Origin of the sequence: Rhodococcus baikonurensis (assembly GCF_040489275.1) — a bacterium.
Classification (GTDB): domain Bacteria; phylum Actinomycetota; class Actinomycetes; order Mycobacteriales; family Mycobacteriaceae; genus Rhodococcus_F; species Rhodococcus_F baikonurensis.
In genome coordinates this window covers 492,316-502,391 of the sequence record NZ_JBEUOQ010000001.1, presented here as the reverse complement: position 1 = coordinate 502,391, position 10,076 = coordinate 492,316, and the positions used below count along the sequence as shown (strand labels likewise).

Genomic DNA, 10,076 nt, shown 5'->3' with positions numbered 1-10,076 from the left:
ACGTCACTTCCCGAACCCGACGACACAGGAGCATCACCGCGCATGTCTGTTCTCGACAAGTTCTCTCTGACCGATCGAGTGGTCATCGTGACCGGTGCGTCGTCGGGCCTCGGGGTGGCGTTTGCGAAAGCCGCAGCAGAGGCCGGTGCGGACGTCGTCCTCGCAGCTCGCCGCGTCGACAAGCTCGAAGACACCGCCAAGCTGGTGCGTGACGCAGGCCGCGAAGCGCTGTGCGTGGCCACCGACATCGTCGATCCCGCGCAGGCCCAGAACATGGTCGACGCCGCGATGGAGAAGTTCGGCCGCGTGGACGTCCTGGTCAACAACGCCGGCGTCGGAACCGCTGTTCCGGCAACCCGTGAGACCCCGGACCAGTTCCGCGCCGTCATCGACATCAACCTCAACGGTTCCTACTGGGCAGCGCAGGCGTGCGGCCGCGTCATGCTCCCGGGCAGCTCCATCGTCAACATCTCGAGCATTCTCGGATTGACGACCGCCGGACTCCCGCAGGCCGCCTATGCGGCGAGCAAGGCAGGTGTCGTAGGACTGACCCGTGACCTCGCACAGCAGTGGGGGACACGCAAGGGCATCCGCGTCAACGCGATCGCGCCAGGCTTCTTCAAGTCGGAAATGACCGACCAATACAACGACGGCTACTTGGATGCGATGGCTCCGCGCCTGATCCTCGGCCGCATGGGTGACCCGGAAGAGCTCGCGGCCACCATGGTGTGGCTCGCATCCGAGGCAGGCGGATACGTCACGGGACAGACCATCGCCGTCGACGGAGGAATCACCATCACCTGACGCCGATGCCGAGAAGTCGCCGGCTTTGCCGTATAAGTAGCTGGTGACCTCTCGCGCCGAACCTCAGGAGAACTGGGAAGACCGTCCGCCACCATCCATGGCTGCGACGGAGCTTCTGCGTGACCTGCCGGTGACCGCCCGCGGCGTCCGTACCAGGGCTTCTCTGGTTGCAGCGGCTCGAACTGTGTTCGAGCGCGCCGGGTATCTCGACGCCCGTCTCACGGACATCACCAAGGAAGCGAACTGCTCCACCGGCACCTTCTACACGTACTTCGACAACAAAGAGCAGATCTTCGCCGCAGTTCTCGACGTTGCGCAGGAAGACATGTTGCACCCCGGCATGGGGCGGGTCCGCGATGTCGACAATCCGTATGCGGTCCTCGAATCGAGCAACCGTGCCTATCTGACGGCATTTCGCCGTAACGCCAAGCTGATGGGTCTGCTCGAACAGGTATCGCACATCGATCCGGCTTTCGCGAAACTGCGTCGGGACCGAGCCGAGACCTTCATTTCGCGTAATGCCCGAGCCATCGAACGCTTGCAAGCGGCAGGCAAGGCAGACAGCTCGTTGGATCCGCTGCTGGCTTCCCGAGCATTGTCGGCGATGGTGAGCCGTCTTGCCTACAGTTCGTTCGTCTCGGAAGAACCTGGCGCCGACGGCAACCCTGTCCCGTTCGAGGACGTCGTCAAGACGGCTACCCAAGTGTGGGCCAACGCCCTGGGCCTCGAAGGCGACCGCGGGTAGTTTTCAGCCTTCGCCGCGGGCCGCGAACTGCTCCTCGAGGCTGTGGCGCAATGTCTCCTCGCTGTTCTTGACAGCGTTTTCGACGAACGGCCCGATCAATCGGCCGAGTGCTTTTCCGGCAATGCCCCCGGGGAGTTTGTAGGCGAAGTCGACGGAAAGCTCGGTCTTGGAATCGTCGATCGCGGCGAATTCCCAGGTGGACGAGTTGGATACACCGCCGAGCGAAGACAGCTTGATGATCCGATTCTTCTCCCACTCGGTGACCTCGAGCTTGGAGCGCAACGTGCTGGGCCCGATCTGCATGGCCGCGTCGAACGTGGCGCCGAGCCCCTGATCGAACTCTCCGAACGGGGTGAACTCGGAAACACCGAACATCCAGGTCGGGACATTGCGGTAGTTGTCGATGTAGTCGAAGGCGACATCAACCGGCACGGCAGCAACCGCGGTGTGGCGAACATGGATCATGACTGGTCCCTGTCTTTCGGTGAACACCGACTCTAACCAATGGCTCCGACGTGTTCGGCGGCGGCGCAAGAGCGATCTACGGTATCGGTATGACGAACGAGCTTCCGGTACGCGGGTCCTGGCGCGATTACGAAGACCTGGGATTGCCGAAACCGCTCGCCGCGGCGCTGGAGGCGTTCGTCGAGCAGGGTTATCACGGAACGTCGATCCGTGACGTGGCGTCGCGGTCCGGGCTGTCGGTGCCTGGGCTGTACCACCACTATCCGTCCAAGCAGGCTCTGCTGATCGGTCTGGCGACCGTCGTGATGACGGAGTTGTTGGAGCGAAGCCGCGCCGCCGAACTCGATGCCGGGGACGACCCCTCGGACCGTTTCGACGCGGTGATCGAATCTCTGTTGCGGTTCCACATGTTTCGACGCGAGCAGTCGTTCGTCGCCTCCTCCGAGATCCGCAGCATGGAGCCCGACAGTCGGGCGAGCTACATCGCGCAGCGCGACGAACAGCAGAAACAGGTGGACCGGATCGTCCTCGACGGCGTCGCTTCGGGAGTGTTCGAGGCCGACCATCCCGAGGATGCCAGCCGCGCCGTTGTGACAATGTGCGTCGCCGTGGCGGTGTGGTACCGACCGGACGGTGAGTTGTCTCCGGAGGAGTTGGTGGAGAGGTATTTGGAGATAGCGCGGCGCATGGTGGGGGCGAAGCGGGTGGGGGAGTGACTGTGGGGGCGTAGCGGGGTGGATCAACCGGAATTCTTCAGCAATTCGAGCGCCGCGTCCCGGCCGGCCCCGAAGGGGGCGGTGCCGATACCGATCCCGTCTGCGACGAGGGCACCTTCGTGAAGCAGCATGATTGTCTCGACGAGACGTTCGTCGGCCCGCCCGTCCGTCGCCAGAATGCGCCGAAAGACGTCCAACATTTCCTGCTTCTGTTCGGCGATGACAGCGAATACCTGATGTGAGCGATCACTGAACTCGGCGTGCGCGTTGATCATGCTGCACCCCTTGCCTCCGCTCGCCCTCGACCAGGAGGCGGAAGCATCGAACACCGCACTCAACTGTTCGGCGCGGCTGTGTCCGGCTGATGCCAACTTCTTGTCGCGAAAGATCCGCCACCGCCGATCTCGATCCTTCAGATATTCCACGACGAGACCGTCTTTCGAGCCGAACCGCTCGTACAAAGTCTTCTTCGTGACCCCGGCGTCCAGTGCGACGGTATCCACACCGACGGCGTGAATCCCCTTTTCGTAGAACAACTTCGACGCCGACTCCAGGATGCGACGCGCTTTCGGAGTCAATTCAGGTGTGGATTCCTCTGTCATGGACAAAAGTATACCGATCTGTATAGTCGACTCCATGAGTAAACAGATCGGTATACCTCGGATCGTGACCTCGAGATCTGCCGTGACGGCTACCTTGTCGGTCCTGTTCGTCGCGTGCTGGAGTTCAGGGTTCATCGGGGCCAAACTCGGCGCCGGCAGTGCCGAGGTACCCACGCTGCTGATGTGGCGTTTTCTCCCGCTCGCGGTGGTGCTCGTCCCGATTGTCTGGCTCTCCGCGCGGCGCCGGAACACGATGCCGACACCGCGAGCGCTCGGCAGGCAGATAGTGATCGGGATGCTCTCCCAGAGCGGTTACCTGTTGTCTGTCTATTGGGCAGTCGATCTCGGCGTGAACACCGGGACAACTGCGCTGATCGACGGTATTCAGCCGCTGGTGGCAGCCGCGCTGCTCGGTCCGGTCCTCGGCGTCGCAGTCCCGCGGATGCAGTGGGTCGGGTTGGTGATCGGACTTGGCGGCGTCGCGATGGTCACGGCAGCCGACGCCGGAGCCGGTACATCGGCGCCGTGGTGGGCCTACGCGATTCCGTTCCTGGGGATGGTGAGCCTGGTTGCATCCACCTTCGTCCAGCAACGCGCTCCCACGTCCATGCCACCACTGCAGGCCTTGGCCATCCACTGCTCAACCAGCGCAATAGTTTTCACGATTATTGCGTTTGCTTCGGGTGCTGCCGCACCGCCGAGTGTCAACACATTCTGGATCGCATTGCTCTGGTTGATCGTGTTGTCCACCTTCGGCGGTTACGGCCTGTACTGGTTGTTGCTGCGTCGCATCGGCATCACGTCCGTCAACACCTTGATGTTCTTGATCGCTCCGGTCACCGCGGTTTGGGGCGCACTGATGTTCGGAGAATCCTTCACTCCGTTCACCGCGCTCGGATTGGCGGTGGGCATCCTCGCCGTCATCGTGGTCACCCGCGTGGACAATCGCCCGAAGAAGCAGGACGAGGGCACGGATTCCTGCCCAGCCAGAGCTTCGATCACGTCGCGCTGACGAGGCCCGATCTTGATATGAACCGCTCGCGGAGCGTGGTGAGTTGCTCTGCGGTGAGCTTGAGTCCGTTGAGTGCGTAGTCCTCGATTGTGCCGAAGTGCGTGCGCATTTCGTCCAGCGCGGCGTCGAAGTAGCTGTCACGGACTCCGAGGAGGGGCCGGAGCAGTTCTCCGTCAACGCCTTTGCTCGCGGCGAAGTCGAGGATCGGTTCCGTCATGGGCGCCAGATCAGTGTTCGTCTCCAGATAGTCGGCGCGTACATCGGCTTCGTCGGCGCCGAGGAGGAGCAGGAAAGAAGTTGCGGCCCATCCGGTTCGATCCTTGCCGGTGGTGCAGTGGAAAAGTGCTGCCCCGGCGCGTTTTTCGTCGATGAGGTCGAGGTAGAACGTGCGATAGGCGTCGAGAGCGGACGGCAGGCTGACGAAGTTGCGGTTGGCTTCCTCCATCTGTGTGATCCCACGGCCACCGCTGACACTCTCGGCGTACGCGGCCGGGTCCGTCATGAGAAGTCCGGTGGCCGCGGCGTTGTGGGCATTGTCGGCGAGTACGTCGAGCCAGACTGTCCGCGTCGAGTCAGGGAGATTGTCGAGTGCGCCGTCGCGCTCAGCTGCGGTCCTCAAGTCGTACACAGTCCGAACGTCCAGGCGGGCGACCGCGGCAACGTCGTCGCCGTCGAGTTTTGCCAGCGTCGCCGAACGATAGAGCGCGCCGGCGCGGACGGTGCCGTCTGCAACGGGAATGCCACCGAGGTCCCGGAAGTTCGGAGCGGTCTTCAGGAGAACACGACGATCGAGCGGGTGAGTTGGCATGGCTGACTCCTCGTGGGTTCCGTTTCTGCACTGATCATTCATGCCTTCTGCACACTGCGCACGAGCTTTTCGGCATTGCGTCTCTTGATCCACTTGTCGATGACGAGTGCCATGAAGATCCACCCTCCCAACGCCGTGATCACCCACACGATGATCGGGGCGAGGATCCAGGACCCGACGCCGCTGATCGCAATACCGTCGGGGACCAGGGTCGCAACCCAGAGCGCGAGCAGTGTGGCGACCAAGCCGACACCACCCGCGAGTGGAGCCGCATAGTGCAGTGCCACGCTGAGCACGAACGGGCCGAGAATCATGTGGGCGAGGGTGAATACACCGATAGCGGCCAAGAAACCGTTGACGCTCAGGCTGACCCCGGGTAAAGCGAAATGAACGACGATCAGCGCGATCGCGCCGAGTACGCATTGCGAAACGAGCTGAAACAGCAGACGCATGGCTTGTACCTCCGTGGTCGGGTCGAATCACCCGAGAGTGGTGTGTGCGTGGGGAAACGCTTGGTCAGAGCGCTTCGGGACGAGGAGCCGTCCAGGAGCCGTCGAGCACGGAGGGGTGGGGACGGTACAGGCGCAGCACGTAGTTCCAGCCCGGCATGATGGGCAGTGCGTTCGCGACGCCGTCGAGGTGAACACCGAAGCGGACAGTCGTGCTGCCGTCGGCATCGAGGGCGGCGGTGAGGCTGTTGATGCTGTTCACGCCCAGGGTGTTCTCTTCGAAGTATCCCGCTGCGTTGTACAGCGAGACCGACCAGAACGCATCCACGGGAACGTCGGTTAGGCGGAGACGGTATTCCCCGACCGGGAGACCTTCGTCGAAGTTGACGTAGGTGGCCTCGTACTCGGGAAGGCCACCCCATCCGGAGGCGGTACCGAGCAGGTGCCTGATGGGGTCGACTTCCGCAGCGGTGCCGAATGAATGGTCGTAGGTGGTGATGCCGCGCGCGAGTGCGAGGAGCGCGTCGCGGGTCTCGGTCTGCGACTGCTCGTCGTAGTCGGGCATCGGGAACTCACCGGTTCCGCCGCCGTCGATGGTGAGGGCGTCCTGCAACCGGTTCACCTCGGTGACGTCTTCGGGACTGTTCGGATCGACGAGGATGCGCACGATCAGCGCGGCGTAGTCGGTCCCGACCAATTCGCGCGTGAGCAGGTGCTCTCCCGGATCGCGCAAGATGACGGGACCGTAGTGATCTTGACTGACCACCCACACGGAGATGTAGCGCTTGCCGGTATCGGGCACCGTGATCGTGACGTTCTCGCGCACGTCGATGATCGCGCTGCTGTACAAGGTGTCGCGGTTCTGGCGGATGATCGGCTGGTTGTCGAGTGACCCGAGATCACGAGTGTGGTTCCACGTGCCCAGGCCGACGCCCGCGGCCAGGCGAGCGAACATGAGGTCGGATTCTGCCCGATTGAAGTTCAGGACGTTGACTGCGATCGCGGACATAACTGGTTCCATTCGGTGTCGGGTACGGCACGGGAGCGGGAATCCCTCGCTCCATCGGGGGTGAATCAGCCGAGCAGTCGTGCTTTCGCTGCTTCGAACTCTGATTCGCTCAGTAGGCCCTGCGATTTGAGGTCGCCGAGTTTCTGCAACTCCGCCACGAGATCGACCGAGGCTGTGGGTGTGGGTGTGGGTGTGGGTGTGGGTGCGGGAATCGGGAGTACGGCCTGCTGCTGCGCAAACTCGTACTGCGCGTGCTCGTATTCGGCCTGGGCTCTCCGTTGCCGGCGAGTGGCCATGCCGTCGCTCACGGCGGTCGCGGTACCGGTCACGACCGCGGTACGGGCGGCGAGGCCCAACAGTCCGGGGCGTCCTCGTCTCGGGATGTACGGCATGTCAGACCTCCAATTTCGGGATGATCGTGTCCATGAGGGCGTTGACGACGGGTGCGGGTATCCGCTCGTAGCCCAGCAGCACCGCGCCGGACTCGGCGGTCCGGGCGGCGAGTTCGCGCTGATAGACCAGCTCGAGAGCGACCAGCAGCGCTGACGCGCCGGCGGGGATAGCCGCCGCGAGTTCGGTGATGTCGTCGTGCCCGAGCAGACCGGACGCGCCGAGCATCTCGACGCTGATCTCGAAGCCGTTCGGTAGTTCCTCGACCTCGACGAGGGTGAGTTCACCGTCCTCGGCCTTGGCTATGAGGATCAGATCGAGCAGTCGCACCAGGCCGGTATCCGTGAGGTCGGTGAGCGCGGAGAGCGCGGCGGGATCGAGGCCGGCTCCCGGCAGGCCGAGAAGATAGAAGTCAACAGGTCCGAAGCGGGCACTCATGACAACACCTTCAGCTTCAGTGCGGCGAACTCGTCCTCGTTGATCGCTCCGGCTTCGAGCAACGCTGCGGCTGTGGCGATCTCCTCGCTGGGGCTCTTTCCTGCGACCTCGCGGATATACGATTCGGCAGCGTTCTCGGCGTCACGTGCGGCCTTGTTGCTGCGTTCCGTCATCCCTTCGCCGCGGGCGACGAGGTAGACGAGCGCGGTGAGGATGGGCAGGAAGAGCAGGAAAAATATCCAGACAGCTTTCAACCAGCCGCTCAGCTTGTGGTCGCGGAACAGGTCGGCGATGATCGCGAACAGCGCGAAGAGATATCCGATGAAGACGGTCGCCCACAGCATCCAGCCGAGGCTTTCCCAGAAACTCATGTGTCTTGTCCGTTCGTGTCGGGCCTGCGCACCGGTATTCCGCCAACTGGCGCAATTCGGTTGATTGCGGCAATTCTCACCGGTTTCCGCAGGCTTCGATCGCAGTCTCATCCGAAGCGGATGAGACCGGATTTCCACGGCGGTCGAATGTCTCGAGTATCTTCGACACATGATCGAAGCCGTGCGTGATGCACTCGCCTCCGGTGAAGCGGAGCAGGCTCGACGCGTGCTGCGGAAGAATTGGCTCCGTCTGATTCTCGAATCTCATACCAGGGAACTGGAGCAACTCTGCCTTGCTCATCCCGATCCGCACGATCCGCACATCCTGCTGATAAGAGCGTGCTGCCGTGACCTCAGCGGCGACCCGTACGGCGCGGAGTTTCTCCGCGGGCAGGGTCTGCGGGTGGCGTCGGACGATTTTGTCGTCTGCTTCACCGACCTGCTGCTCGCTCCGGACACCTCGACCAAGGCCGTCATCGCCGATCGCGCGCGCCACGCGCTCTCCCAGTGCGAGCCCGAAGACGATTACCCGTCCGCGCTGTTCCTCCTCGGATGGACCGAGATCAGGCTTCGTCGTGATCTTCCTCGTGCCATCGCGCTACTTCGTTCCGCCAGCGATGAGGCACAGTTGCAGTCGCGTGCGGAGACATTTCGTCTGGCGCAATCCAATTTGGCGTTTGCCCTCACCCACGCGGGAGCATTCACCGAAGCCGAACAGATTCTCGACGGCCTCCCGTCCCGAGAAGTGGCGTCCGACTGGGAACGCTTCGAAGGTGGCCTCCCGCAGTCGAATCGAGGATGCATCGCGTACTGGCGTGGCGACTTCGAGGAGGCGATCGCTCAGTTCGACTCGATCATCGTCGAGGGCAGTCCCGGAACCAACTTCGAGGCGCTCGCCCGGCTGTACCTGGTGATGAGCCTGATCGCTCTGAACCGGGAAGACCGGTACCACAACGCCGCTCGTCTGCTGCGCGGCGTGAGCACTGCGGACAAGCACGGCATTCCTTGGGATACATTGCGACGCGTCACCACGGCCTGGCTCGCCCACGCTCAGGGGCAGGACGACCAAGCGCGCCGGATCGCAACGCCCACGCTGACCCGAACCGGTGCCGCGGTCGCTCATGCCCTTCTCGCGGAGCTCTATCGAGTCTTGGGAGATCCGGAATCGTCGGCTCGGGCGCTTCGTTTGGCAACCTCGGCGGGGCTACCCCGATATGCGTTGGTGAGCACACTTGTCACGTCTGCTGCGTTGAGTTCCGTCGCAGGGCGTGGATCGCAGGCGCACGAGCAGTTGGATCGTGCGCTTGCGGAGGCAATACCCGAGCGGATTCTCGCCCCTTTTCTCAGCGGCGATCCGGTAATTGTCGATCTCTTGAACGCGCACGCAGTACAAGGGTCGAGACACCAGGAACTCCTGCGCACGATTCTGGAAAAACGGAGCCGGCTCTCTGCCCAGCTCACAGGAGTTCTGACCGAACGTGAGAACGAGATTCTCACGTTTCTGCGCACCACGATGACTGCGGACGAGATCGCTGCGCATCTCGGCATTGCCTATCCCACCGTGAAGACACATATTCGCTCGATCTACCGCAAATTGGGTGTGACCAAAAGGCGTGCCGCTGTTCAAGCAGCCGACAACCTAGACCGCGGGATCGGGCGCGATTCCGCGTCGGAGGCTGCGAACCGTCAGGTCCAAGGCCTGTAGTCGCGTCCCAGAACCGCGGTTCACGTAGTCCATGGACGTGTAGAGCAGTGACCACAGCAGGTTCTGCACCCAGTCCGAACCCATGTCGGGGTCGATGGACCCGTCGGAGTGTCCGCGCTCGATGGCGTCGGTGACGTCGTCGTCGTTCGACGCGGACTCGGCAAACGAATCTTCTTGATACACGCCGGGAGTGAAGAACAGGACCGTCAAAAGGTCGGCCAATTCGAAGTATTCATGGCACAGGCGAACCAGTGCCTCGGCTCCGGTGCCCTCACCGAGTCGCGCCGCCGCTGCGGCCTCACCGACGGCGCGGGTGGCCTCGGCGGCGACTGCGTCGACCAGGTCTGACCGTTCGGGGAAGTAGCGGTGCAAGGTGGTTCGTCCGACCTTCGCGGCCGAGGCGATCTCGCTGAGCGTCGCGGCCGGCTTGGATGCGAACACCGAAACGGCAGCATCGAGGATGGCCTTCCGGGTGCGCTCGCGGGTCGCGCTTTGTTCTGGTGCGCTGTGGATCGTTGTCACGAATTCGAAGCGTAGCCGTGTCCGGTTTCGGTATCCAGTG

Annotated in this window: 14 protein-coding genes; 5 read left to right on the top strand and 9 right to left on the bottom strand. The window is 63.0% G+C overall.

The features are described 5' to 3' along the window. Positions 1–42 precede the first annotated feature (42 nt). Positions 43–804 (top strand): SDR family NAD(P)-dependent oxidoreductase, encoded by a 762-nt coding sequence (locus ABWI03_RS02490; protein WP_003939707.1) that lies wholly within the window; start codon positions 43–45, stop codon positions 802–804. A 97-nt stretch (positions 805–901) separates the two neighbouring features. Then, positions 902–1,549, top strand: coding sequence for a TetR/AcrR family transcriptional regulator (locus tag ABWI03_RS02485; RefSeq protein ID WP_095972109.1), 648 nt, complete (start codon positions 902–904; stop codon positions 1,547–1,549). 3 nt (positions 1,550–1,552) lie between these two features. Here ABWI03_RS02485 and ABWI03_RS02480 read toward each other — a convergent pair whose 3' ends face one another. After that, entirely contained in the window at positions 1,553–2,014 is a 462-nt protein-coding gene (locus ABWI03_RS02480) for an SRPBCC family protein (protein ID WP_003940411.1), read from the bottom strand. 89 nt (positions 2,015–2,103) lie between these two features. Here ABWI03_RS02480 and ABWI03_RS02475 point away from each other — a divergent pair, with 89 nt between their 5' ends. After that, complete coding sequence (locus ABWI03_RS02475) at positions 2,104–2,730, top strand: TetR/AcrR family transcriptional regulator (protein WP_095972127.1); 627 nt, start codon at positions 2,104–2,106, stop codon at positions 2,728–2,730. Positions 2,731–2,753: 23 nt separating this feature from the next. Here ABWI03_RS02475 and ABWI03_RS02470 read toward each other — a convergent pair whose 3' ends face one another. Further along, positions 2,754–3,332, bottom strand: a complete 579-nt coding sequence (locus ABWI03_RS02470; RefSeq protein ID WP_124569160.1) for a TetR/AcrR family transcriptional regulator — start codon at positions 3,330–3,332, stop codon at positions 2,754–2,756. Between the two features lie 82 nt (positions 3,333–3,414). On the opposite strand from ABWI03_RS02470, the gene ABWI03_RS02465 reads away from it, so the two are divergent. Beyond that, complete coding sequence (locus ABWI03_RS02465) at positions 3,415–4,344, top strand: DMT family transporter (RefSeq protein WP_435054164.1); 930 nt, start codon at positions 3,415–3,417, stop codon at positions 4,342–4,344. Here the strand turns inward: ABWI03_RS02465 and ABWI03_RS02460 are convergent. The 6 genes from ABWI03_RS02460 to ABWI03_RS02435 all read right to left on the bottom strand — a co-directional run bounded on the left by ABWI03_RS02460 (position 4,331) and on the right by ABWI03_RS02435 (position 7,809). Beyond that, entirely contained in the window at positions 4,331–5,152 is an 822-nt protein-coding gene (locus ABWI03_RS02460; RefSeq protein ID WP_298777095.1) for a tyrosine-protein phosphatase, read from the bottom strand. The genes ABWI03_RS02465 and ABWI03_RS02460 overlap by 14 nt on opposite strands. Positions 5,153–5,190: 38 nt before the next feature. Beyond that, positions 5,191–5,604, bottom strand: coding sequence for a phage holin family protein (locus ABWI03_RS02455; RefSeq protein WP_070385180.1), 414 nt, complete (start codon positions 5,602–5,604; stop codon positions 5,191–5,193). 64 nt (positions 5,605–5,668) lie between these two features. Beyond that, a complete protein-coding gene (locus tag ABWI03_RS02450; RefSeq protein ID WP_298777096.1) occupies positions 5,669–6,610 on the bottom strand; it encodes a DUF1214 domain-containing protein in 942 nt (313 codons plus the stop codon). Positions 6,611–6,675: 65 nt separating this feature from the next. Next, entirely contained in the window at positions 6,676–7,002 is a 327-nt protein-coding gene (locus tag ABWI03_RS02445) for an SHOCT domain-containing protein (protein ID WP_298777097.1), read from the bottom strand. A gap of 1 nt (position 7,003) precedes the next feature. Then, positions 7,004–7,438, bottom strand: coding sequence for a DUF6325 family protein (locus tag ABWI03_RS02440; RefSeq protein WP_095973111.1), 435 nt, complete (start codon positions 7,436–7,438; stop codon positions 7,004–7,006). Beyond that, positions 7,435–7,809, bottom strand: coding sequence for a PLDc N-terminal domain-containing protein (locus ABWI03_RS02435; protein WP_124569165.1), 375 nt, complete (start codon positions 7,807–7,809; stop codon positions 7,435–7,437). The genes ABWI03_RS02440 and ABWI03_RS02435 overlap by 4 nt, the downstream gene beginning before the upstream one ends. 169 nt (positions 7,810–7,978) lie before the next feature. Here ABWI03_RS02435 and ABWI03_RS02430 point away from each other — a divergent pair, with 169 nt between their 5' ends. Then, the gene (locus ABWI03_RS02430) at positions 7,979–9,514 is read left to right on the top strand and encodes a LuxR family transcriptional regulator (RefSeq protein WP_298777098.1); all 1,536 of its coding nucleotides are present in this window, start codon (positions 7,979–7,981) and stop codon (positions 9,512–9,514) included. Here ABWI03_RS02430 and ABWI03_RS02425 read toward each other — a convergent pair. Continuing rightward, entirely contained in the window at positions 9,449–10,036 is a 588-nt protein-coding gene (locus tag ABWI03_RS02425; protein ID WP_095973114.1) for a TetR/AcrR family transcriptional regulator, read from the bottom strand. The genes ABWI03_RS02430 and ABWI03_RS02425 overlap by 66 nt on opposite strands. Between the last annotated feature and the right edge of the window lie 40 nt (positions 10,037–10,076).

Excerpts from the sequence above, each read along its gene's own strand:
- ABWI03_RS02485 (WP_095972109.1), top strand. The coding sequence starts at position 902 with ATGGCTGCGACGGAGCTTCTGCGTGACCTGCCGGTGACCGCCCGCGGC.
- ABWI03_RS02430 (WP_298777098.1), top strand. The coding sequence starts at position 7,979 with ATGATCGAAGCCGTGCGTGATGCACTCGCCTCCGGTGAAGCGGAGCAG.
- ABWI03_RS02445 (WP_298777097.1), bottom strand. The coding sequence starts at position 7,002 with ATGCCGTACATCCCGAGACGAGGACGCCCCGGACTGTTGGGCCTCGCC.
- ABWI03_RS02490 (WP_003939707.1), top strand. The coding sequence starts at position 43 with ATGTCTGTTCTCGACAAGTTCTCTCTGACCGATCGAGTGGTCATCGTG.
- ABWI03_RS02450 (WP_298777096.1), bottom strand. The coding sequence starts at position 6,610 with ATGTCCGCGATCGCAGTCAACGTCCTGAACTTCAATCGGGCAGAATCC.
- ABWI03_RS02480 (WP_003940411.1), bottom strand. The coding sequence starts at position 2,014 with ATGATCCATGTTCGCCACACCGCGGTTGCTGCCGTGCCGGTTGATGTC.
- ABWI03_RS02475 (WP_095972127.1), top strand. The coding sequence starts at position 2,104 with ATGACGAACGAGCTTCCGGTACGCGGGTCCTGGCGCGATTACGAAGAC.
- ABWI03_RS02460 (WP_298777095.1), bottom strand. The coding sequence starts at position 5,152 with ATGCCAACTCACCCGCTCGATCGTCGTGTTCTCCTGAAGACCGCTCCG.
- ABWI03_RS02440 (WP_095973111.1), bottom strand. The coding sequence starts at position 7,438 with ATGAGTGCCCGCTTCGGACCTGTTGACTTCTATCTTCTCGGCCTGCCG.
- ABWI03_RS02435 (WP_124569165.1), bottom strand. The coding sequence starts at position 7,809 with ATGAGTTTCTGGGAAAGCCTCGGCTGGATGCTGTGGGCGACCGTCTTC.
- ABWI03_RS02470 (WP_124569160.1), bottom strand. The coding sequence starts at position 3,332 with ATGACAGAGGAATCCACACCTGAATTGACTCCGAAAGCGCGTCGCATC.
- ABWI03_RS02455 (WP_070385180.1), bottom strand. The coding sequence starts at position 5,604 with ATGCGTCTGCTGTTTCAGCTCGTTTCGCAATGCGTACTCGGCGCGATC.